Origin of the sequence: Streptomyces macrosporus (assembly GCF_039533145.1) — a bacterium.
GTDB lineage: Bacteria > Actinomycetota > Actinomycetes > Streptomycetales > Streptomycetaceae > Streptomyces > Streptomyces macrosporus.
In genome coordinates this window covers 115,428-137,434 of record NZ_BAAASZ010000051.1, presented here as the reverse complement: position 1 = coordinate 137,434, position 22,007 = coordinate 115,428, and the positions used below count along the sequence as shown (strand labels likewise).

At 72.8% G+C, this 22,007-nt stretch carries 22 protein-coding genes; 13 read left to right on the top strand and 9 right to left on the bottom strand.

What is annotated here, in order from left to right:
• Positions 1 to 138: 138 nt before the first annotated feature.
• The 3 genes from ABD335_RS28205 to mce form a co-directional block, all read right to left on the bottom strand.
• Complete coding sequence (locus ABD335_RS28205) at positions 139 to 1,089, bottom strand: coiled-coil domain-containing protein (protein WP_344328574.1); 951 nt, start codon at positions 1,087 to 1,089, stop codon at positions 139 to 141.
• A 123-nt stretch (positions 1,090 to 1,212) separates the two neighbouring features.
• The gene (scy, locus tag ABD335_RS28200; RefSeq protein ID WP_344328572.1) at positions 1,213 to 4,599 is read right to left on the bottom strand and encodes a polarized growth protein Scy; all 3,387 of its coding nucleotides are present in this window, start codon (positions 4,597 to 4,599) and stop codon (positions 1,213 to 1,215) included.
• Between the two features lie 149 nt (positions 4,600 to 4,748).
• Entirely contained in the window at positions 4,749 to 5,180 is a 432-nt protein-coding gene (gene mce, locus ABD335_RS28195; RefSeq protein WP_344328569.1) for a methylmalonyl-CoA epimerase, read from the bottom strand.
• Between the two features lie 137 nt (positions 5,181 to 5,317).
• On the opposite strand from mce, the gene ABD335_RS28190 reads away from it, so the two are divergent.
• Both ABD335_RS28190 and meaB read left to right on the top strand, forming a co-directional pair.
• On the top strand, positions 5,318 to 6,532 hold the full coding sequence (locus ABD335_RS28190; RefSeq protein ID WP_344328567.1) for an acetyl-CoA C-acetyltransferase: 1,215 nt from the start codon (positions 5,318 to 5,320) through the stop codon (positions 6,530 to 6,532).
• 134 nt (positions 6,533 to 6,666) lie between these two features.
• Complete coding sequence (meaB, locus tag ABD335_RS28185) at positions 6,667 to 7,626, top strand: methylmalonyl Co-A mutase-associated GTPase MeaB (RefSeq protein WP_344328565.1); 960 nt, start codon at positions 6,667 to 6,669, stop codon at positions 7,624 to 7,626.
• Between the two features lie 19 nt (positions 7,627 to 7,645).
• Here the strand turns inward: meaB and ABD335_RS28180 are convergent, their stop codons facing one another.
• A complete protein-coding gene (locus tag ABD335_RS28180; protein WP_344328563.1) occupies positions 7,646 to 8,176 on the bottom strand; it encodes a PepSY domain-containing protein in 531 nt (176 codons plus the stop codon).
• Between the two features lie 123 nt (positions 8,177 to 8,299).
• Here ABD335_RS28180 and ABD335_RS28175 point away from each other — a divergent pair, with 123 nt between their 5' ends.
• Together ABD335_RS28175 and ABD335_RS28170 are read left to right on the top strand one after the other, a co-directional pair.
• On the top strand, positions 8,300 to 8,965 hold the full coding sequence (locus tag ABD335_RS28175) for a response regulator transcription factor (RefSeq protein WP_344328561.1): 666 nt from the start codon (positions 8,300 to 8,302) through the stop codon (positions 8,963 to 8,965).
• The gene (locus ABD335_RS28170; RefSeq protein ID WP_344328558.1) at positions 8,958 to 10,682 is read left to right on the top strand and encodes a sensor histidine kinase; all 1,725 of its coding nucleotides are present in this window, start codon (positions 8,958 to 8,960) and stop codon (positions 10,680 to 10,682) included. Before ABD335_RS28175 ends, ABD335_RS28170 begins: the two co-directional genes overlap by 8 nt.
• Here ABD335_RS28170 and ABD335_RS28165 read toward each other — a convergent pair.
• The 4 genes from ABD335_RS28165 to ABD335_RS28150 all read right to left on the bottom strand — a co-directional run bounded on the left by ABD335_RS28165 (position 10,679) and on the right by ABD335_RS28150 (position 13,333).
• A complete protein-coding gene (locus tag ABD335_RS28165; protein WP_344328556.1) occupies positions 10,679 to 11,155 on the bottom strand; it encodes a MarR family winged helix-turn-helix transcriptional regulator in 477 nt (158 codons plus the stop codon). The genes ABD335_RS28170 and ABD335_RS28165 overlap by 4 nt on opposite strands.
• Before the next feature lie 70 nt (positions 11,156 to 11,225).
• Entirely contained in the window at positions 11,226 to 12,014 is a 789-nt protein-coding gene (locus tag ABD335_RS28160; RefSeq protein ID WP_344328553.1) for an AIM24 family protein, read from the bottom strand.
• Positions 12,011 to 12,694 carry an AIM24 family protein gene (locus ABD335_RS28155; protein WP_344328550.1) on the bottom strand — a complete coding sequence of 228 codons (684 nt, stop codon included), beginning with the start codon at positions 12,692 to 12,694 and terminating at the stop codon, positions 12,011 to 12,013. The genes ABD335_RS28160 and ABD335_RS28155 overlap by 4 nt, the downstream gene beginning before the upstream one ends.
• Entirely contained in the window at positions 12,695 to 13,333 is a 639-nt protein-coding gene (locus ABD335_RS28150; RefSeq protein ID WP_344328547.1) for an AIM24 family protein, read from the bottom strand.
• A gap of 84 nt (positions 13,334 to 13,417) precedes the next feature.
• Between ABD335_RS28150 and ABD335_RS28145 the strand changes: the two genes are divergently transcribed.
• The 5 genes from ABD335_RS28145 (at position 13,418) to icmA (ending at position 16,931) form a co-directional block, all read left to right on the top strand.
• Complete coding sequence (locus ABD335_RS28145) at positions 13,418 to 13,795, top strand: DUF3817 domain-containing protein (RefSeq protein ID WP_344328545.1); 378 nt, start codon at positions 13,418 to 13,420, stop codon at positions 13,793 to 13,795.
• Positions 13,792 to 14,094 carry an MTH1187 family thiamine-binding protein gene (locus tag ABD335_RS28140; protein WP_344328542.1) on the top strand — a complete coding sequence of 101 codons (303 nt, stop codon included), beginning with the start codon at positions 13,792 to 13,794 and terminating at the stop codon, positions 14,092 to 14,094. The genes ABD335_RS28145 and ABD335_RS28140 overlap by 4 nt, the downstream gene beginning before the upstream one ends.
• Positions 14,095 to 14,201: 107 nt before the next feature.
• A complete protein-coding gene (locus ABD335_RS28135) occupies positions 14,202 to 14,711 on the top strand; it encodes a MarR family winged helix-turn-helix transcriptional regulator (protein WP_344328540.1) in 510 nt (169 codons plus the stop codon).
• 38 nt (positions 14,712 to 14,749) lie between these two features.
• Positions 14,750 to 15,088 carry a DUF3817 domain-containing protein gene (locus tag ABD335_RS28130; RefSeq protein ID WP_344328538.1) on the top strand — a complete coding sequence of 113 codons (339 nt, stop codon included), beginning with the start codon at positions 14,750 to 14,752 and terminating at the stop codon, positions 15,086 to 15,088.
• A gap of 142 nt (positions 15,089 to 15,230) precedes the next feature.
• Positions 15,231 to 16,931, top strand: coding sequence for a coenzyme B12-dependent isobutyryl-CoA mutase large subunit (gene icmA / locus ABD335_RS28125; protein WP_344328535.1), 1,701 nt, complete (start codon positions 15,231 to 15,233; stop codon positions 16,929 to 16,931).
• A 66-nt stretch (positions 16,932 to 16,997) separates the two neighbouring features.
• On the opposite strand, the gene ABD335_RS28120 is transcribed toward icmA, so the two are convergent.
• The gene (locus tag ABD335_RS28120; RefSeq protein WP_344328533.1) at positions 16,998 to 17,648 is read right to left on the bottom strand and encodes a TetR/AcrR family transcriptional regulator; all 651 of its coding nucleotides are present in this window, start codon (positions 17,646 to 17,648) and stop codon (positions 16,998 to 17,000) included.
• Positions 17,649 to 17,810: 162 nt separating this feature from the next.
• On the opposite strand from ABD335_RS28120, the gene ABD335_RS28115 reads away from it, so the two are divergent.
• The 4 genes from ABD335_RS28115 to ABD335_RS28100 all read left to right on the top strand — a co-directional run bounded on the left by ABD335_RS28115 (position 17,811) and on the right by ABD335_RS28100 (position 21,965).
• Positions 17,811 to 18,767 carry a tetratricopeptide repeat protein gene (locus tag ABD335_RS28115; RefSeq protein ID WP_344328530.1) on the top strand — a complete coding sequence of 319 codons (957 nt, stop codon included), beginning with the start codon at positions 17,811 to 17,813 and terminating at the stop codon, positions 18,765 to 18,767.
• A gap of 582 nt (positions 18,768 to 19,349) precedes the next feature.
• The gene (locus ABD335_RS28110; protein WP_344328527.1) at positions 19,350 to 19,967 is read left to right on the top strand and encodes a DUF6230 family protein; all 618 of its coding nucleotides are present in this window, start codon (positions 19,350 to 19,352) and stop codon (positions 19,965 to 19,967) included.
• A 104-nt stretch (positions 19,968 to 20,071) separates the two neighbouring features.
• The gene (locus ABD335_RS28105; protein ID WP_344328525.1) at positions 20,072 to 20,593 is read left to right on the top strand and encodes a DUF6114 domain-containing protein; all 522 of its coding nucleotides are present in this window, start codon (positions 20,072 to 20,074) and stop codon (positions 20,591 to 20,593) included.
• Entirely contained in the window at positions 20,583 to 21,965 is a 1,383-nt protein-coding gene (locus ABD335_RS28100) for a hydrogenase expression protein HypF (protein WP_344328523.1), read from the top strand. The genes ABD335_RS28105 and ABD335_RS28100 overlap by 11 nt, the downstream gene beginning before the upstream one ends.
• The last annotated feature ends 42 nt before the right edge of the window (positions 21,966 to 22,007 follow it).

Here is a 22,007-nt window from a genome sequence, read left to right as displayed (position 1 = left end):
GCCGCCCCCACGGGAACTAGGAGCCTATCGGGGCGTGTTCGGTTCCCGCCGCACAGGACGACGGCGCCCCGCACCACGCGGAGGTGGTGCGGGGCGCCGGTGCCGTTCCGAACTGCCGTCCCGCGGGCGGGAGGCGCGTCAGCGCGACTGCTGCGCGGGAACGCCGCGGCCCAGCGGCTCGTCGTCGCTCTCGGTGCTCGGCTGCCCGGTCGCGGCGACGGCCGCACCGGTGAGCGTGGCGAGCATCTCGCGGACGTTGGTGAGCTGGGCGTTGATGCTGTCGCGGCGGTTGGTGAGCGCCGCCAGCTCGCGCTCGGACTCGCTGCGGATGCGGTCGGCCTTGGCGTTGGCGTCGGCCACGATGTCCTCGGCCTGGCGCTGGGCGGTCTCCACCGTCTGGCGGGCGCGGCGCTCGGCGTCGGTGCGCAGCTTCTCGGCCTCCAGGCGGAGCTGCTCGGCGCGGTGCTCGATCTCCGCCAGCCGCTTCTCGGCCTTGGCCTGGCGGGAGGCGAGGTCGCGCTCGGACTGCTCGCGCCGCTTGGCCAGGTTGGTCTCGAAGTCGGCGGCGGCCTGCGCGGCCTTGGCCCGGGTGTCCTCGAAGAGGGCGTCGGCCTCCTCGCGCTTGGCCTGGGCGTCCTTCTGCGCCTCGGCCCGCAGGGTGGCGGCGTCGGCCTTCGCCTTCTCGACGATCCGGGCACCCTCCTCCTCGGCCTTCGCCTTGCGGTCGGCGGCGTACGACTCGGCGTCGTTGCGGACCTGCTGGGCGGCGGCCTCGGCCAGTTCACGGTGCTGCTCGGCGGCCCTGCGGGCCTCCTCGCGCAGGTCCTTGGCCTCCTCCTCGGCGAGACGGAGGATCTTCTCGACCCGGGCACCCAGTCCGGCGTACGACGGCTCGGACTCGTTGATCTGGGCCTGCGCGTTCTGCGTTTCGAGGTGCAGCTCCTCGATGCGCTTCTCCAGCGATGCGATACGGGCCAGTGCGTTGTCACGGTCGGCGACGAGCTTCGCGATGCGGTCGTCCACCTGTCCGCGGTCGTAGCCACGCCGCACGAGCTCGAAGCCGAAGGGAGAGGATGAAGAGTCGCTCATGGGGTTCCTGTCGATCAGACGGGGTCGGACGGGAGAGTGATAGAGGGAATCCTAGGGGGGAAAGCGGCGTGTCTTCGAGAAGATGCCGGTTTGATATGCAGAATGTACGTCCGTTCGAGTGGCTCAGCCCTTGCCCTGCTTGCCGTTCGCATGTGCCGCTCCTGCTCCAACTCCGGCCTTCACAGCGCTTTTTGATCCCCCGTCGGAGCCTTTTCCGCTCTTGCCGTCCTTGCCGCCCCTGCCGTTCGCGGCGGGAGCCTCGAAGGACTCCAGCGCTTCCAACACGTCCTGGACGCGGGAGATCTCGGCGTTGATGTCCTCGCGCCGGCGGGCCAGCACGTCGAGTTCGCGCCGGCCCTGCTCCAGGGTCCGCTTCGCCTCGGCCTCCGCCTCGGCGCGCACCCGCTCGGCGTCCTTGATGATCGCGGCCTTCTTCTGCTCGGCCTCCTTGAGCAGTCCCTCGGCCTTCTTCACCGCGGCGATACGGACCTTGCTCGCCTCGGAGTCCGCGTCCGCCATCGTCCGGCGGGCCTTCTCCTGGGCCTCGGCCAACTGATCGCTCGCCGCCTTCACCAACTTGTCCACGCGCTCGCCCGCGGACTTCATCGCCTCGGCCGCCTCCCGGCGCGCACGCTCGTGCAGCTCCTCGATCTCGGCCTCGGTACGGGTCCGCAGCTCCTCGGCCCGTTCCCGGATGGCGTTGGCGTCGCGGCGGGCCTCCTCCAGCATGGTGTCGGAGTCGCTGCGGGACTTCTCCACCAGCGCGGTGCTCTCCGACCGCGCCTCGGCCACCAGGCGTTCGGCCTCCTTGCGGGCGGCGCCGACCATGGTGTCCGCCTGCTCCTCGGCGGCGGCGGCGATGCGGACGGCCTCCTCCCGGGCCTTGGCGATGAGCTGGTCGGCCTGCTCGGCCGCCTCGCCCAGGCGCCGCGCCGCGGCCTCGCGGGCCTCGTCCCGGACGCGGTCGGCCTCGGCGCGCGTCCGCTCGGCCTCCTGGTCGGCCGTGGTCCGCACCCGCTCCGCCTCGGCGATCGCCTCCGACACCGTGCGCTCGGCAAGGGCCTTGGCGGCGTCCGTCTCCTCCTGCGCCTCCCGGCGCAGGGTGGCCGCGGCGTGCTCGGCCGCGGACCGCAGACCGGCGATCTCCTCCTCGGCCTGCTCGTGGAGCCCCGCGACCGAGTCGCGCACCTGCTGGGCCTTCTGCTCGGCGGCCGCGACGAGTTCGGCCGCCCGCCGCTCGGCCTCGCCGACCAGCCGTTCGGCCTCGGCGTGCGCCTCCTCGACCCGCTTGCGCGCCGAGGCGAGCAACTCCTCGCTCTGCTCGCGGGCCTGGGCGCGCTCGCGACCGGCCTCCTCGCGCGCGTCGGCGAGCAGTTCCTCGGCCTCGCGGCGGCGCCGCGCGGCCTCCTCCTGGGCGGCGGCCAGGGCCTCGGCCGCCTCCGCGCCCGTCCGCTCGGCCGCCGCGTTGGCCTCCGCCCGCACCCGGTCGGCCGCCTCCTGGGCCTCCGCGCGCAGCCGTTCGGCCTCGGTCGCCGCCTCGGTGCGCAGCCGCACCGCCACGGCCTCGCCCTCGGCACGGGCCTGGGCGGCGTCCGAGATCGCCTCGGTGCGCAGCCGTTCGACCTCCTCCTCGGCCTGCTGCCGCAGGGCCCGCAGCCGCTCCGCCGACTCCGTGCGCAGCCGCTCGGTCTCGGTGCGGGCCTCCTCGCGCAGCCGCTCGGCCTCGGCGCGGGCCTCGCGGAGCCGTTCCTCGGCCGCGGCCAGCCGCTGCTCGGCCTCGCCGCGGAGCCGCTCCAGCTCCGCGTCGGCCTCGGCGCGGCGGGCGCGGACGGCCTCCTCGGTCTCCGCGCGCAGCCGCTGTCCGGCCCGTTCGGCCTCCTCCCGGGTCCGCTCGGCCTGCCGCTCGGCGTCGGCGCGCAGCTCCTCGGCCTCGGCACGGGCCCGCTCCAGCGCCTCCTCGGCCTGGCGGCGCAGGGTGGCGGCCCGCTCGATCGCCTCGGTGCGGACGCGCTCGCTCTCGGCGGTGGCGGCGTTGCGGGTCTCCTCCGCGTCCGCCTTGGCCTGGCCGAGCAGTTCCTCGGCGCGGCTGGCCGCCTCCTCGATCTGCTGGACGGCCTCGCGACGGGCCTCGCCGCGGATCCGCTCGCCCTCCGCGACGGCCTCGGCGCGGAGCTGCTCGGCCTCGCCGCGCAGCCGCCGCGCCTCCTCCTGGAGTTCGACGGTCTTGGCGCGGTACTCCTTGGTGTCGTTCTTGGCCGCGCCCTTGAGCTGTTCGGCGACGTCGTGCGCCTCGGCGCGCAGCCGGTCGGCCTCCGCCTCGGCCTCCGCCCGCAGCCGCTCGGCCTCCTCGGCGGCGGCCCGGGTGGTGGCCTTGGCCTCCTCGGACGCCTTGGTGAGCACCTCCTCGGCCGTCCGGGCGGCCTCGGCGAGCTGGGCGGCCGACTCCTCGGCCGACTTGGCCCGGGCGGTCTCCCGGGCCTCGGCGATCACCCGCTCGGCCTCGGCGCGGGCGTCGGCCCGCACCTGCTCGGCCTCGGCCTTGGCCGCCTCGGCGTCCTTGGTGGCCTCGGCGACCATGCGGGCGATCTCGGCCTTGGCGACCCGGGTGCGCTGCTCGTTCTCCGCCTCGGTGTCGGCCAGCCGCTTGGCGGCGGCCTCCCGGGCCTCGGCGAGGACCTTGTCGGCCTCCCCGCGGGCCTCGCGCAGCGCCGTCTCGGCCTCCTGCATCCGCTGCTCGGCCTGGCGGGCCAGGGCGGTGGCCTCGCGGCGGGCGGCCTCGGACTCGGCGGCGGTGGAGGTGCGCAGCCGCTCGGCGTGCTCGGTGGCCTCCTGCGCCTGGGCGGAGGCGGCGCTCAGCAGCCGCTCGGCCTCGGCGCGGGCACGGCGCAGCAGGGCGTCGGCCTCGGCGCGGGCGGCCTCGGCCTCCGAGGTGAGCCGCTGCCGGGACTGCTCGGCCAGCCGCTGCGCCTCGGCGCGGGCGGCGGCCAGGGTCTGCTCGGCCTCGGCGCGCGCCTCGTCCATCAGCCGGCGGGCCTGCGCCTCGCTGCGGGCGCGCAGTTGCTCCGCCCAGGCGACGTTCTCGTTGACGTGGGACTCGACGGTCGCGCGGCGCTCGTTGAGCTCCTGGTCGAGCTGCTGGCGGCGGGCGACGGCCTCGGCGTGCAGCTCGGCCTCCATCCGGGCCTGCCGCTCGGCGTGCTCCTGGAGGAGTCTCTGGGTCTGGGCGCGGGCCTCGCGCAACTCGCGCTCGGCGTCGGCGCGCAGTTGCTCGGCCTGGATCTGCGCGTTGCGCAGCAACTGCTCGGCCTGGTGCGACAGGTTGTCGTAGCCGGCCGGGCGTGCGGCGAGAGCGCGGCGCGCCTCGTGCAGCTTGGCGCGCAGCACTTCGACCTGGTAGCCGAGGTCGTCGGCGTGGTCGACCGCCTTGTCCCGCTCGTCCTTCAGCCGCTTCATCTCGGCTTCGAGCCGGGATAGGTGGTCGTCAGCCTCGTAGCGGTCGTAGCCCCGCACTGCGCGGTCCCATCCGTCCCCTGGTCGTGGTGAAGGTGAACTGACCCTTCGGAGGAAATGGTGTCAGATCATCGGCGGAACGCGGGACGGGCCCCAGCCAGCCCACGGCCCCGGCCGAACGGCCACTCTACCGGCCGGGGGAGCGCACGTCAGTGTCGCGAGGGCGCGGAGGTGACCAGTTCGGTGAGGACACCGTGACAGTCCTTGGGATGAAGGAAGGTGATCCGCGATCCCATCGAACCCCTGCGCGGCTCGTCGTACAGCACGCGCACGCCCTTGTCGCGGATCGCCTCGGAGTCGCCGTCCACGTCCGCGGTGCCGAAGGCGATGTGGTGCACGCCCTCGCCGTTCTTCGCCAGCCACTTGGCGACGGTGGAGTCCTCCCGGGTCGGTTCGAGAAGCTGGAGGTAGGAGGCGCCGCCGTCGTCCGTGCCGTTGATGCGCAGCATGGCCTCGCGCACCCCCTGTTCCTCGTTCACCTCGATGTGGAACACCTCGAAGCCGTAGGTGGCACGGTAGAACTCGACGGTCCTGTCCAGGTCGAAACAGGCGATTCCGATGTGATCGATGCGCGTCAGCATGGCACCAGTGCACCGCCTTGTCGCATGGTTACGCAACGTGCGCACGGTCACACCGACCGACCGATGACCCGGGCCGGTACCGCTCAGTACATTGGCGAAAACCCTCGTCAATCTCCCTGCTCCGAAGGGGCCGCACCGTGACCGAAACGACGAACGCAGCGTCCGCCACCACCTCCGTGATCGTCGCCGGCGCCCGTACGCCCATGGGCCGCCTGATGGGTTCGCTGAAGTCCTTCTCCGGCGCCGACCTCGGCGGCATCGCGATCAAGGCGGCCCTGGACCGGGCGGGCATCGGCGGGGACCAGGTCCAGTACGTGATCATGGGGCAGGTGCTCCAGGCCGGCGCGGGGCAGATCCCGGCCCGGCAGGCCGCCGTGAAGGCCGGCATCCCCATGAACGTCCCCGCCCTCACGATCAACAAGGTCTGCCTCTCCGGGCTGGACGCCATCGCGCTGGCCGACCAGCTCATCCGCGCCGGCGAGTTCGACGTCGTCGTGGCCGGCGGCCAGGAGTCCATGACGAACGCCCCGCACCTGCTGCCCAAGTCCCGCGAGGGCTTCAAGTACGGCGCGGTGCAGATGCTGGACGCCATGGCCCACGACGGCCTCACCGACTCCTTCGAGGGCGTCGCCATGGGCGAGTCCACCGAGAAGCACAACACCCGGCTGGGCATCGGCCGCGCCGAGCAGGACGAGATCGCGGCGCTCTCCCACCAGCGCGCCGCCGCCGCGCAGAAGAACGGCGTCTTCGACGCGGAGATCACCCCGGTGGAGATCCCGCAGCGCAAGGGCGACCCGATCCTGTTCACCAAGGACGAGGGCATCCGGCCCGAGACCACGGTCGAGTCCCTGGCCAAGCTGCGTCCCGCCTTCGCCAAGGACGGCACCATCACCGCGGGCTCGTCCTCGCAGATCTCCGACGGCGCCGCCGCGGTGGTCGTGATGAGCCGGGCCAAGGCCGAGGAGCTGGGCCTGGAGTGGATCGCCGAGATCGGCGCCCACGGCAACGTGGCGGGACCGGACAACTCCCTGCAGTCGCAGCCCTCCAACGCCATCCGGCACGCGCTGGGCAAGGAGGGCCTGGACGTCGACGACCTCGACCTGATCGAGATCAACGAGGCGTTCGCGGCCGTCGCGGTGCAGTCGATGAAGGACCTCGGCGTTGACCACGAAAAGGTGAACGTCAACGGTGGCGCCATCGCGCTGGGTCACCCGATCGGGATGTCCGGCGCGCGGATCGTGCTCCACCTCGCCCTGGAGCTCAAGCGCCGGGGCGGCGGCGTGGGCGCGGCGGCGCTGTGCGGCGGCGGCGGTCAGGGCGACGCCCTGATCGTGCGGGTGCCGAGGAAGTGACGGACCGGGCGCGGGCCCGTACGCGAGGTGTACGGGCCCGCGCCCGGCGGTACGGCCGGTACGGCGACGGGGCACGACCGGCACGACGAGACCGGCCGAGGGACGGCCGGAGGATGGCGAGGAGCGCAGCACGCATGGCGGTGGACGTCCCCGGACTGGTGGAGCAGGCACGGGAGGGCAAGCCCCGGGCCGTGGCCCGGCTGATCTCGCTGGTGGAGGGAGCCTCCCCGCAGCTCCGCGAGGTGATGGCGGCACTGGCGCCGCTGACCGGCAACGCGTACGTCGTCGGTCTGACCGGCTCGCCGGGGGTGGGCAAGTCCACCTCCACCTCGGCGCTGGTGACCGCGTACCGCAAGGCCGGCAAGCGGGTCGGCGTGCTGGCCGTGGACCCGTCCTCGCCGTTCTCCGGCGGGGCGCTGCTGGGCGACCGGGTGCGGATGTCCGAGCACGCCTCCGACCCCGGCGTCTACATCCGCTCCATGGCCACCCGCGGCCACCTGGGCGGCCTGGCCTGGGCCGCCCCGCAGGCCATCCGCGTCCTGGACGCGGCGGGCTGCGACGTGATCCTGGTGGAGACGGTCGGCGTCGGCCAGTCCGAGGTCGAGATCGCCTCGCAGGCCGACACCTCCGTGGTCCTCCTCGCCCCCGGCATGGGCGACGGCATCCAGGCCGCGAAGGCCGGAATCCTGGAGATCGGCGACGTCTACGTGGTCAACAAGGCCGACCGGGACGGCGCCGACGCCACCGCCCGCGAGCTGAACCACATGCTCGGCCTCGGGGAGGCCCGGGGGCCGGGCGACTGGCGCCCGCCGATCGTCAAGACCGTCGCCGCGCGGGGCGAGGGCGTCGACGAGGTCGTCGAGGCGCTGGAGAAGCACTACGCCTGGATGCAGGAGCGCGGCGTGCTCGCCGAGCGCCGTCGGGCGCGCGCGGCCCGCGAGGTGGAGACCATCGCGGTCACCGCGCTGCGCGAGCGCATCGGGGACCTGCGCGGTGACCGGCGGCTGGACGCCCTGGCCGAGCGGATCGTGGACGGGGCGCTCGACCCGTACACGGCGGCCGACGAGCTGGTCGCGGGGCTGACCGGGGAGTGACCCCGGCGGGGGACGCCCGTCAGTCGTCGTCGCGGTCGTCCTTGTCGTCGTTCCGGTCGTCGCGGTCGTCGTTCCGGTCGTCGCGGTCGTCGTCCCGGTCGTCCGCGTCGTCGCCCGAGCCGGCGTTCCGCTCCAGGACGTCGGCGCTGCCCGCGTCCACCGCGACCTCGTGCCACGTGCCGTCCTTGCCCAGGACGTCGACGTCCCAGACCGGCTTGTCGCCGTCGTCGTCCAGCTCGACGGACTCGGCCGTGCCGGGCACGGCCTTCAGCGCGGCCGCGACGGCCTCCTGGAGCGTGACCTCGGCGTCGCGCAGCACCTTCCGGTCGTCGCGGTCGCCCTGGTCGTCGTTCCGGTCGTTCCGGTCGTCGCGGTCGTCGCGGTCGTCGCGGTCGTCGGTGTCGTCGGCCGCGCGCAGGCTCGCGGCCGGGGCCGCGGACGAGGCGGTGTCGTCGTCGGCGGCGGCGAAGGCGAGGGTGCTCCCGCCGACGGCGAGCGTGGCGGCGACGGCGGCGACGACCAGCTTGCGGTTCATGGTCCTGCGGTTCATGGTCCGTTCCTCCCGAGCGATGGGGTTTCCGTGGCGTGCGGACACCACCGTCGCAGGACACGGCTGAAGGTTTCCTGAAACGACCTGAAGATCTCTTCAGGTGCGTTTTGGCAGGCTGGCCCCATGCGCGTGCTGATTGTGGAGGACGAGAAGCGGCTCGCCCTGTCGCTGGCCAAGGGGCTGACGGCCGAGGGCTTCGCCGTCGACGTGGCCCACGACGGGATCGACGGGCTGCACCGGGCGACCGAGGGGTCGTACGACCTGATCGTCCTCGACATCATGCTGCCGGGCATGAACGGCTACCGGATCTGCTCCCAGCTGCGCGCCGCCGGCGACGAGACCCCGATCCTGATGCTGACCGCCAAGGACGGCGAGTACGACGAGGCCGAGGGGCTCGACACCGGCGCCGACGACTACCTGACCAAGCCGTTCTCCTACGTGGTGCTGCTCGCCCGGGTACGGGCGCTGCTGCGGCGCCGCACCCGCGGCGGGGCGACGGTGTTGCGCCTGGGCGAGCTGACCGTGGACCCGGGCGCGCGGCGGGTGACGCTGAACGGGGGCGACGTGGCGCTGACCGCCAAGGAGTTCGCCGTGCTGGAGTACCTGGCCGTCCGCGCCGGGGAGGTGGTCTCCAAGGCGGAGATCCTGGAGCACGTGTGGGACTTCGCCTACGAGGGCGACGTCAACATCGTCGAGGTGTACGTCAGCGCGCTGCGCCGCAAGCTGGGCTCCGGCGTCATCGTCACGGTGCGCGGTGCCGGATACCGGTTGGTGAGGCCCGATGTCTAAGTCCCCCCTCTCCCGGCTCACCGTCCGGGCGCGCGCCGCGCTGGGCGCCACGCTGGTGGTGGCGGTGGCCCTGGTGGCGGCCGGGTTCGCCGTGGTCGAGGTGCTCCGCGACGGCCTCACCGAGAACGCCCGGCTGCACGCCGAGACCACCGCCCGCGAGGTCGCCGCCGGGGTCGCCGACGTGCCGGCGGACGCGGTGGGCGGCGTGGACGCGCTGACGGACGACGAACCGGTGCAGGTGGTGGACGCCTCCGGCACGGTGCTCGGGGCCAGCGGTCCGCTGCGCGGTCGCGGCCCCGTGGCCGACTTCAACCGGCCCGAGGAGCCCCGGCGGGCGACCCCCACGCCCTCCCCGGAGGACCGGGACGAGGACGGGTCCGACGACGGGGACGACGGTCGCGACGACGGCGGTGACGACCGCGACGACGACGGCGGCGACCGCGACGAGGACGGCGGCGACGGCCGGGACGACGACGGCACCGCCGAGCCGACCGAGGAGCCCGTCGAGGTGGACCGCAACAGCGTCACCGAGACCGTCTCCCTGCCCGTCGACGAGGACGGCGAGGTGACCTACGACCGCGTCCGGGCGGTCGCGACGCAGGACTTCCGGCTGGTCGCCGTGCAGAGCGTCACCCGCGACCGCGTCCCCGTCACCGTCTACGCCGGCGCCTCCCTCGCCGAGCAGGAGGACGCGGTCTCCACCGTCACCGGCACCATGCTCGTCGGGCTGCCCGTGCTGCTCGCCGTGGTCGGGGGCGTCACCTGGCTGGTCACCCGCGGCGCGCTGCGGCCGGTCGAGGGCATCCGGCGGGAGATGGCGGCCATCACGGCGAGCACCGACCTGTCCCGGCGCGTGCCCGAGCCCCCCACCGGGGACGAGGTCGCCCGGCTGGCGCGGACCACCAACGAGACCCTGGAGGCCCTGGAGGCGTCCGTCGAGCGGCAGCGCCGCTTCGTCGCCGACGCCTCGCACGAGCTGCGCAGCCCGATCGCCTCCCTGCGCACCCAGTTGGAGGTCGCCGCGGCCCACCCCGAACTGCTCGACCTCGACGGCGCGATCCACGACACCGTACGGCTCCAGGACCTCGCCGCCGACCTGCTGCTGCTGGCCCGCCTGGACGCGGGGGAGCGGCCGGGGGAGAAGCGGGTGGCGCTGGACGCGCTGGTGCGGGAGGAACTGGCCCAGCGCGTGGGGGACCGGATCGCCGTCGCCCTGGACGAGGAGACGGGAGGGGCCCCGGTGGAGGTGATCGGCTCGCGCGGCCAACTCGCCCGGGTGCTGGGCAACCTCCTGGACAACGCCCAGCGCCACGCGGAGACCCGCATCCGGGTCACCGTGGGCCGCAGGGGGAGGCGGGCGGTGCTGGAGGTGGCCGACGACGGCGCCGGGGTGCCGGAGGAGGAGCGGGAGCGGATCTTCGAGCGGTTCGTGCGGCTCGACGACGCGCGCAGCCGCGACGACGGCGGTGCCGGGCTGGGGCTGGCCATCGCCCGCGACGTGGCGACCCGTCACGGCGGGACCCTCGCCGTCGGCCGGGCCCCCGAGGGCGGCGCCCTGTTCACGCTGCTCCTGCCCGCGGCCTCCGAGGACGTCGCCGCCGGCTCCGGGCCGTCCACGGGCGGCGGTTCGGGTGCCGGCTCGGGCGGTGGTGCGGACGGTGGTGCGGACGGCGGCTCGGGCGCGGCCGGGGACGGCGCCGAGGGGCCGCGTCCCTAGCCGCGTCCGCGCAGCGACCGCAGGTGGTCGGCGACCGGGGTCAGCGCGTCGTGGAGCCCCTTCAGCGCCTCCGGCGGGAGCAGGTCGATGAAGTGCCGCCGCACCGAGGCCACGTGGTGCGGCGCCACCTCGCGCATCGTGTCCCAGCCGCGCTCGGTCAGCACCGCGAACAGCCCGCGCTTGTCGGACTCGCAGTTCTCCCGGCGCACCAGCCCGGCCTTCTCCATGCGGGTGATCTGGTGGGAGAGGCGGCTCTTGGACTGGAGCGTGGCGGCGGCCAGATCGCTCATCCGCATCCGGTGGTCGTCGGACTCGGAGAGGTTGACCAGGATCTCGTAGTCGTTCATGGTCAGCCCGAACGGCTGGAGGTCCCGCTCCAACTGGTGGGTGAGGAGCTTGTTGACATCGAGGTGCACACGCCAGGCGCGCTGCTCCCCCTCGGCCAGCCAGCGGGGGTCCTTGTCCGTCTCCATGGTCCTGGACTTTACCCGGCGGTACGGGAACGCTCTCCGGAAGAGCCTATTACCTGCGGTAACCCGAACGTCACAGACCGAGACGGCGCTGGATTCCTCCCAGACCGCCGGGGAGGTGCGGAAGCTGCCCGCCCCCGGCGCCGTGCCCGCCCCCGTGTCCGCCGGCGCCACCGGGGACGCCCGGCTGCGGCGGCGGGGGAGCGCCGGTGTCCCGCTCCTCCATCAGCACCTCGGTGGACTGGATCAGCACCGTGCCCGCCCCGACGAACTCGAACTGGTGCTCCTCGCCGGAGGTGCCGCCGATCCCCGTCAGCGACCGCAGCCCGCCGAGGAACCCCTTCAGGTACCGGTGGTCGTAGTGGTGGCAGGGGGAGGGGCAGTCCGCCCAGCCGACCAGCGCCTGCGGGTCCACCCGGACCGGCGGCTCCACGAAGTGCACCGGCCCGTTGGAGGCCGCCACGAACCTCCCCGTCCCGAGCAGGGTGACGAAGCCCGGGATGATCGACTGCTTCAGCGACAGGCTCGGCTCGAAGGCCAGCAGGTTGCCCGAGCGGATGGTGAGGTTGCCGTCGTCCAGATCGTAGGAGTTGACGTCGAACGACCGGTCGGCGAGGAGCATCTTGCCCTTGCCCTGGGCGACGACCCAGTCCGAGGCGTGCAGCGGGGAGTGGAAGCTGGAGGCGACCAGCCGGTCCAGGGGGCCGTGGCCGATGCCGTCGAAGGAGATCTGTCCGTAGTAGGCGATCATCTTCCCCTTCTGCAGGAACCACTGGCCCGACAGGTCCACGCAGAAGGTGTAGGGGGTGACGTTGTCGTTCGACGGCAGGGTGTGGGGATCGTGGACGACCGGACCGCTCACAGCTTCTCCTCGCTCGCCTGGACGAACACCTCGCCCTGACCGGACAGCTCCAGTTGGAACGCCTCGCCCGAGCCGCGCCCGACCATGTCCCGCCAGCCGAGCGCCGTGGAGAGCTTGTTCGTCACCTGCCCGCGGTGGGCGACGTACGCCTGCGGATCGACGTGGACGGGACGGCCGGGGGTGATCGGCAGCCGGATCACCCCGCCGTGCGCCATCACGGCCACCGAACCGTGCCCGGAGAGCGTCGTGGTGAACAGGCCCTGCCCGGTCATCTGGCCGCGGACCACGCCCATGACCCCGCCCTGGGAGCCCAGGAACACCGTCCCCTGCTCCAGCGTCCCGTCGAAGGCCAGGAGCCGGTCGGCCTCCACGTGGAGGGTGTCGCCGGTCAGGTCGATCACCTCGACGTGGTGGCCGCCGTGCCCGAACAGCACCGTGCCGTACGGGGCCTCCCCGGGGCCGCCGGACCCGGGGGGAACCTCGACCGTCATCAGCGGCGTCGCCTCCCCGGCCAGCCGCCGCCCGATCATCGAGCCGACGCCGCCCTGCCCGCCCTGGACGTTGGGGGTGAAGGCGACCTCGCCCTTGTACGCGATCATCGCGCCGCGCAGGCTGAACAGCCGCCGGCCGGGCGCCACCTGCGCCTCGACCACCTTGGAGTTGATCTGGCGGAACGGCATCTACAGGTCACCACCGATCGTGTTCCGCTCGCTGGGCTGCACGTAGACCAGCCCGTCGCCCTCGAAGCTCATCTGGAAGGCCTCGCCGGAGCCCTCGCCCACGAGGGTCCGGAAGTTCACGCCGGTCTGGAACTCCTGCCGCAGGTTCCCGGTGTGCGCCACGTACGCCCCCGGGTCCACCCGGAGCGGGAACCGCGGCGTGACGCGGAGCACCACCGCCGGGCCGTCCGACGTCAGCGCCGCCGTGCCGGTGCCCTCCACGGTGGTGGTGAACAGCCCGTTGCCCTGGGCGGCGCCGCGCAGGCCGGTGAAGGTGGTGCCGGTGTGCAGGGAGCCGTCCACGCACAGCAGGTTGCCCGACTCCACGTGGAGCCTCTCGCCGTTCAGCGTCACCAGGTTGATGTCGCCGGCGCGGTCGGCGAAGTAGCAGGTGCCCTCCCCTTTCACCTCCATCAGCTCCATCTGCTCGCCGGTGAGGCGGCGCGTGACCATGCCGCGCAGCCCCTCGCCGCCGCCGGTGAGCTTCTTGAAGGACATCCGGCCCTCGTAGGCGACCATCGAGCCGTTCTTCGCCCTGACCGTGTCGCCGACCAGGTCGACGGCGAGCACCTTGCTGCCTTGGAGTCGGAACCGAGCCACGGGGCGAATCTACCCGGACGCGGGCATCCGGGGGGAGGCTGTCACAATGGCAGCGCTTGTGCATCCCTTCACAAAGGATCTCCCGTGGACCTCAAGACCGCTTCGGCGCTGCGCCGCCTCCGGCTGATCTCCGTACCGGAGGCCGTCTCGTTCCTCCTGCTGCTGGTGTGCTCCGTGCTCAAGCGGACCACCGAGTTCAATGCCGTGCCGGTGATGGGGGCCGTCCACGGCCTCCTCTTCGTCCTCTACGTCCTCTTCTGGCTGGACGCCTGGAACCGCGCCAAGTGGCCGTTCGGCCGTGCCGCGCTCTACTTCGTGTGCGCGGTGCTCCCGGCCGGCGGCTTCTACGCGGACAAGCGGCTGCGCCGCGAGGCCGAGGCGAGCGTGATCGCCGCTCGGGCCCGCGCCGAGCAGGCCAGGTCGGAGGCCGAGCGGCCGCGCACCGGGGCGGTGGACGCGTGATCGTCGCCTTCTCCGTCACCCCGCTCGGCGTGGGCGAGGACGTGGGGGAGTACGTGGCCGAGGCCGTGCGCGTGGTCCGCGAGTCCGGCCTGCCCAACCGCACGGACGCGATGTTCACCTCGATCGAGGGCGAGTGGGACGAGTGCATGGAGGTCGTGCGGCGGGCGGTGGCCGCCGTCGAGGCCCGTGCGCCGCGCGTGTCGCTCGTCCTCAAGGCCGACGTCCGCCCCGGCGTCACGGACGGTCTGACCTCGAAGGTCGAGAGCGTCGAGCGGCACCTGGGCCGGCAGGCGCCGTGACACGCCTCCGGGCGGGTGCCCCGCGGGGCGCCCGCCCGGAGGGCGTCGGAGGCCCGGGATCCGAGACGGCTCCCCTCACGATGTGAGAGGCCTATAAGGTCGGAGACGTGCCGAAGCCGCTCAGTCTGTCGTTCGATCCGATCGCCCGCGCCGACGAACTGTGGAAGCAGCGCTGGGGGTCCGTGCCCTCGATGGCCGCGATCACCTCGATCATGCGGGCGCACCAGATCCTGCTCGCCGAGGTCGACGCGGTCGTCAGGCCCTACGGTCTGACCTTCGCCCGCTACGAGGCGCTGGTGCTGCTCACCTTCTCCCGGAAGGGCGAGCTGCCGATGTCGAAGATCGGCGAGCGGCTGATGGTCCATCCCACCTCCGTGACCAACACCATCGACCGCCTGATGCGGGCCGGGCTGGTCGCCAAGCGCCCCAACCCCAACGACGGCCGCGGCACGCTGGCCTCCATCACCGACAAGGGGCGCGAGGTGTGCGAGGCCGCCACCCGCGACCTGATGGCCATGGACTTCGGGTTCGGCGCCTACGACGACGAGGAGTGCCGCGAGATCTTCGCGCTGCTGCGCCCGCTGCGCGTGGCGGCCGGAGACTTCAAGGAGGGCTGAGGAAGGACGCTCGGGGGCGGCCGGTTAGGCTCGTTCGCATGAAGAAGAGCGTGCTGACCCGCTACCGGGTGATGGCCTACGTCACCGGCGTCCTGCTGATCCTGCTGTGCCTGGGCATGGTCGGCAAGTACCTGCTGGAGCTGGACGGCGCCGAGACCTTCACCAGCCTCATCGGCATCGCCCACGGCTGGCTGTACGTGCTGTACCTGGTGTTCGCCTTCGACCTCTCCCTCAAGGCGAAGCTGCCGGTCCCCAGGCTGCTCTGGGTGCTGCTCGCCGGTACGGTCCCGACCGCCGCCTTCTTCGTCGAGCGCAGGCTGTCGCGCCAGGTGGAGCCGCTGGTCGTCGACGACGAGACCGCTCCCGTCGGGGCCTGACCCCGCCCCTTCCGGGCGTCCGCACGCCGCCGGCCCACACGGGCGGCCGGGCCCGCACCGGGTTCGGCCGCTCGTGTGGGCCGCGTCGCACGGGCGCCTTCCGCCGTCGACAATTAGTTGGACGTCCTAGTAAATTCGACACATGGACGCTGACGCCATCGAAGAGGGCCGCCGACGCTGGCAGGCCCGTTACGACGCCGCGCGCAAGCGGGACGCGGACTTCACCACGCTCTCCGGCGACCCCGTGGAGCCCGTCTACGGCCCCGCCCCGGGCGACACCGTCAAGGGGTTCGAGCGGATCGGTTGGCCGGGCGAGTTCCCCTTCACCCGCGGCCTGTACCCCACCGGCTACCGCGGCCGGACCTGGACCATCCGCCAGTTCGCGGGCTTCGGCAACGCCGAGCAGACCAACGAGCGGTACAAGATGATCCTCCAGGCCGGCGGCGGCGGGCTGTCGGTCGCCTTCGACATGCCGACGCTGATGGGCCGCGACTCCGACGACCCGCGCTCGCTGGGCGAGGTCGGCCACTGCGGGGTCGCGATCGACTCGGCGGCCGACATGGAGGTCCTCTTCCGGGACATCCCGCTCGGCGACGTCACCACCTCGATGACGATCAGCGGACCGGCCGTGCCGGTGTTCTGCATGTACCTGGTGGCCGCCGAGCGTCAGGGCGTGGACACCTCCGTCCTCAACGGCACGCTCCAGACGGACATCTTCAAGGAGTACATCGCGCAGAAGGAGTGGCTCTTCGAGCCGGAGCCGCACCTGCGGCTGATCGGCGACCTGATGGAGTACTGCGCGCACAACATCCCCGCCTACAAGCCGCTGTCGGTCTCCGGCTACCACATCCGCGAGGCGGGCGCCACGGCCGCGCAGGAGCTGGCGTACACCCTCGCCGACGGCTTCGGGTACGTGGAGCTGGGCCTCTCGCGCGGTCTGGACGTGGACACCTTCGCCCCGGGGCTGTCGTTCTTCTTCGACGCGCACATCGACTTCTTCGAGGAGATCGCCAAGTTCCGCGCCGCCCGCCGCATCTGGGCGCGCTGGATGCGGGACGTGTACGGCGCGAAGAGCGAGAAGGCGCAGTGGCTGCGCTTCCACACCCAGACGGCCGGGGTGTCGCTCACCGCCCAGCAGCCGTACAACAACGTGGTGCGCACCGCCGTGGAGGCGCTGGCCGCCGTGCTCGGCGGCACCAACTCCCTGCACACCAACGCCCTGGACGAGACCCTGGCCCTGCCCAGCGAGCAGGCGGCCGAGATCGCGCTGCGCACCCAGCAGGTGCTGATGGAGGAGACGGGCGTGACGTCCGTCGCCGATCCGCTGGGCGGCTCCTGGTACGTCGAGGCGCTGACCGACCGGATCGAGGCGGACGCCGAGAAGATCTTCGAGCAGATCAAGGAGCGGGGACGCCGCGCGGTGCCCGACGGCAACCACCCCATCGGTCCGATGACCTCGGGCATCCTGCGCGGCATCGAGGACGGCTGGTTCACCGGCGAGATCGCCGAGGCCGCCTTCCGCTACCAGCGGGCGCTGGAGAAGGGCGAGAAGAAGGTCGTCGGCGTCAACTGCCACACCGGCTCGGTCACCGGCGACCTGGAGATCCTGCGGGTCAGCCACGAGGTCGAGCGCGAGCAGGTGCGGGTGCTGGCCGAGCGCAAGGCGAAGCGCGACGACGCGCGCGTCCGCGCCGCCCTGGACGGGCTGCTCGCCGCCGCCCGCGACGGCTCCAACATGATCGAGCCCATGCTGGACGCGGTGCGGGCCGAGGCCACGCTGGGCGAGATCTGCGACGCGCTCCGCGAGGAGTGGGGCGTCTACACCGAGCCCGCCGGCTTCTGACCCCGCCCTCCGGCCCCGCCTCCTCCCGCCGCACCGTGCGGCGGGAGGAGGCGGGGCCGCGCGCCGTCACGACGGCCGCGACGGCACCGGTTGGGGCGCGCCGGCCGTCAGGCCGTGCAGGAGCAGGGTGGTGAGGGACTCGGCCCACACCGGGGTGACGCGTTCGGCGCTGACCAGGCAGCGGTGGAGGACGGCGCCGGCTATCACGTCGAAGACCAGGTCCACCGCGCGGGCGGCCTCGGCGGCGCCCCGGGGGCCGGGCGGGTCGGGGGGAAGCTCGCCGCGGGCCTGGGCACGGCGGCGGCCCTCGACGACCAGGCGCTTCTGGCGCTCCACGATGGCCGCGCGGATGCGGGCGCGCAGGGCCTCGTCGTGCGTGGCCTCGGCGACGACGGCCATCAGGGCCGTCTTGGTCTCCGGACGCTCCAGCAACTCGGCGAAGGAGAGCACCACGCCCTCCACGTCGGCCCGCAGGCTGCCGCGGTCGGGCAGCTCCAACTCGTCGAAGAGGACGGCCACCGCGTCCACGACCATCTCGTTCTTGTTCGACCAGCGGCGGTAGAGCGTGGTTTTGGCCACCCCCGCCCGCAGGGCCACGTCCCCCATCGTCAGCCTGCCCCACCCCAGTTCGACCAGCGCGGAGCGCGTCGCGTCGAGGATCGCGCGGTCGGCCGCGGCGCTGCGCGGCCTGCCCGTGCGGCGTCGGGAACCGGCCATGGAGCTGACTCTAGCGTCGACCATGAGTTACGCTACGGGCCGTATCGAAAGACCGCGGTCACGGCGTGGGCCGGAGCGACAACCACGGGTGTCGGGTGGGGATCCGACGCCGACTCGCACCATGCTGCACGGAACGGTTCCGGGACGGGGGAGACTGGTCTCATGCAGCCACGCAACATGTCCATGAGCGGAGTGGTCGACCTCGCCGCGGTGAAGGCGGCCGGGGAGGCCAAGCAGAAGGCGGAGGAGGCCCGCGCCAGGGCCGCCCGGCAGCAGGGCGAGGGCCAGGCGGCCCCGGTCTCCTTGGTGATCGACGTAGACGAGGCCGACTTCGAGCGGGAGGTGCTCCAGCGCTCCACGCAGGTCCCGGTCGTCATCGACTTCTGGGCCGAGTGGTGCGGGCCGTGCAAGCAGCTCAGCCCGGTGCTGGAGCGGCTGGCGCAGGAGTACGCCGGGCGTTTCGTGCTCGCCAAGATCGACGTCGACCGCAACCAGATGCTCTTCCAGCAGTTCGGCGTCCAGGGCATCCCCGCCGTCTTCGCGGTGGTGGCCGGCCAGGCCCTGCCGCTGTTCCAGGGCGCGGCGCCCGAGCAGCAGGTCCGCGAGGTGCTGGACCAGCTGATCCAGGTCGCCGAGCAGCGCTTCGGGATCACCGGCGTGTCCGTCGAGGGCGGCGAGGGCGAGCAGGCCGCGCCGCGGGCCCCGGAGGACCCGGTGCTGGCCGCCGCGCACTCGGCGCTGGACGCGGGGGACCTGGCCGGTGCGATCCAGGCGTACCGGAACGTGCTCTCCGACAACCCGGGGAACACCGAGGCCAAGCTGGGGCTGGCCCAGGCGGAGCTCCTCCAGCGCGTGCAGGGGTTGGACGCCGCCCGGGTGCGCAAGGAGGCCGCCGACAACCCCGCCGACGTCCAGGCCCAGATCCGCGCGGCCGATCTGGACCTGGTGGGCGGACACGTCGAGGACGCCTTCGGGCGTCTGGTGGACACGGTCAAGCGCACCGCCGGCGAGGACCGGGACGCCGCGCGCGTGCACCTTCTGGAGCTGTTCGAGGTGGTCGGCGCCGATGACCCGAGGGTCGTCGCGGCGCGGGGCGCCCTCGCTCGTGTCCTGTTCTGAGGTGTCGTTTCCCGGCCTCGGGGCTTGTTGACGCGGAGCCCAACAGCGGCCGCGACTTTACCAAAACGTGATGATCGCGGCCGCTGTTACTCCCAGTAAGACCCTTGAGGCCATTGCTCCCCCGACGCCCTTTTCGCCCGCTCCTCCGCGTCGGGCGTCGGCGACCCTCCGTGTCGGTGCCGTCGCCCTGCGCACGGTTGTGTTCATGTGTCCGTTACTGACAAGTAACGAACCCCTTGTGCCCTGAGCGCTCATGCACCACGATCGGCCACGCTCGGTCCATTGTCCGCAGCCCGGAACACCACACCCGGGCACCGACGGACGGTGGATCCCCACCGGGCCGGCCGGCGGCACCGACGTCGGTCGCGGACAGGGGGGTCTCTGCCCGTGGCGGCAGGGCCTGTCCGGCAGGTTGCGCGAGAGCGTGGCCACGTGGTTGTCGCTCGGGGGTGATCGCCGGCGCTTCGGAGTCTTCGCGGGTCTGAGGAACGGCGCTCTCCTTCCCGAGGACGTAGCACTTCTCCCATCCCGTCCGGGCCCTCGGCCCGGGCCGGAGATGTACGTCCGAGAAGGAGGAAAGTCATGGAGTCTGTGGCTCGTGGCGGGACCAGATGGAAGCGGTTCGCCGTTGTCATGGTCCCGAGCGTTGCCGCTACGGCGGCGGTCGGCATAGCCCTGGCGCAGGGCGCGCTCGCCGCGTCGTTCAGCATCTCCGGCCAGCAGGCGAAGGTCTCTGTTGACCGGCTGGACGGCGAAGGGTTCGTGCAGTACGGCTCGATCGACACCAAGCACAACGGCGAGAAGGTCGCCGTCGCGGTGTCGGCGTTCAAGAACGCCGACCTGCGGGGTCTGTGCCAGTCCGTCGTCGTTCCCGTGCCGATCTTCGGCGACGTCTCGCTGAAGCTCACCGCGGGCACCGGCGGCAAGGTGGTCGAGGCGAAGAACCTCTACATCGACCTCGACCAGCTCGACGCCGACGCGACGTTCACCAACATCAACATCGGCGTTTCGGCGAACCACACCTCCAAGGGGCCGGGCCTGAAGGACGGCGACGCCGTGCTTCCGGGCTCCTTCGCCCAGGAGGCGGACAAGGCCGTGCTCACCGACGTCAAGCAGACGTCCTGGGCCACCAGCGCCGGCACCTTCAAGCTCTCCGGCCTTTCGATGAAGGTCGCCAAGGGCAAGAACGAGTGCTTCTGACGCACTGTGAGGGACGGGAGGCGGGGGGCCGTTGCGCCGGTCTCCCGCTCTCCCCGCAGTGCCATTGATCTTTGTGACAGTTCGGCCCTAGGGAGCTGTTTTCGATGAGTGCCGAGTCGCCGGGAGCGCGTGAACGCATCAGCCACTGGCGGCAGTCGTTCCGCTTGTGGCGCTGGCAGCGCCCCTTCTGGGCGGGACTGCTGACGCTGCTGGGCGGCGTGCCGATCATCTACATTCCGTATGCCGATCCCAGCCTGGAGCAGTTGTCCTTCCGACTGGCCACCACCACGGGCTCCGGATCGTTGATCATCGGCGTACTGCTGTTCGTGCTGGGCCTGACCTTCTGGTTCCAGCCGCACTCCCGGGTGTTCGCGGGAGTCGCCGCCATCCTGCTGGCCCTGGTCTCCCTGGTGGTCTCCAACATCGGAGGCTTCCTGATCGGCTTCCTGCTGGCCCTGATCGGTGGGGCGATGGGTGTCTCGTGGGTGCCGGGCAAGCAGCGGCAGCCGTCCGCTTCCGACGGTCCGGAGCCCGCGGACACCCCGGACGGGGCGGCCCCGGCCGATCCCGCCCCGACCCCGGCCGGGGCGGACAACGGACAGAACGGGGACCACCATGACACCTGACGAGGTGCATCAGGAAGGCGGAGCCGAGGCGAAACCGCCCCGGCGCACGAAGGCCGGACCCCGGCACGCGGCTCCGCGGAAGCCGCTGCTGACCCGGCTGCACGTTCCGGCGGGCAAGGCGATCGCCCTGGCGGCGATGCCGTCCGCCGTGCTCATGGGCATGGGGCTCACGCCCAAGCTCGCCATCGCCGAGCCGCTGCCGAAGAACCCCTTCAAGGACGGGCCCTGCGTCACCGCGCCCGACAAGGAGGCGGAGGAGGACGAGGGGAAGGCGAGCGAGTCCCCGAAGCCGGAGGCGTCCACCACGCCCACGCCCTCGCCCTCGTCCACGTCCACGCCGGAGACCGGCGCTCCGGCGCCGGAGACGTCCGGTACGGACACCGGAACCGGGAGGACCGGCGCCGAGAAGAGCGGCTCGGGCACGGCCGACTCCGGGGCCACGTCCGGGTCCGGAGCCTCCGGGGACCGGGACGCGGACGCCGGTGCCGACGAGTCGGAGCCCGAGCCGAGCCCGTCCCGGACCGAGGAGGAGAAGCGGAATCCGCTGGATCCGCTGGGTCTGGGCGACGCCCTGGAGGACCTGCTCACCCCGGGCGACACGGAGGAGCCGACCGCTCCGCGGCAGCCCGGGACGTCCCCGTCCGCCTCGCCGAGCCCCTCGCCGTCGGACGCGGCGGACGACCCGGTGGAGGACGCCGCCCGGGTCGAGGACGGGCTCCGGGACGCCGCCGACACGGTCCGCGAGGGCGCGGAGAAGGCCGGCGGAGACCCGGAGAACGCCGCGGAGGACGCCCGGGAGGGCGCCGAGGACGCCGCGGACGCCGCCGCGGAGGGCGAGGACGCCGAGGACGCCGCCACCCCCGAACCGGACGCCTCCGGCAAGGAGCCCTACCCCTGCCCGACCTACGACGCCGAGGCGTTGGCGAACGCCGAGGACGAGCAGACCGAGGCGGTGCTGCCCAACACCCCGTGGCGGCTGGAGACCAGCCTGCTCGCGCTGCACGGCCTCGACTACCACGGCATCGTCAAGGTCCGCACCCAGAACGGCACCGTCAAGAACGTCCTGAAGTTCACCGCCACGGCGGTCGACATCCGCGATCTGCACCAGCTGGTGGACGGCCCCGGCGGCACGACCGCCCACGTCGAGGCGGCCAAGGGCAGCACCTCCACCATCCGCAACGGCACGGTGACCATGTACACCGAGGAGCTGAAGGGCAAGCTCTTCGGGATCATCCCGATCACCTTCAGCCCCGAGTCCCCGCCGCCGCTGAACGTCCCCGAGGTGTTCTTCACCGAGGTGTCGGTCAAGCAGGCCGGCCAGTTCGGCGGCGAGCTCCACATCCCCGGCATGCACCTGTACAACGAGGGCTGACCGGACCCGTCGACGGCGGACGGCCCGCGCACCCCCCGAGGG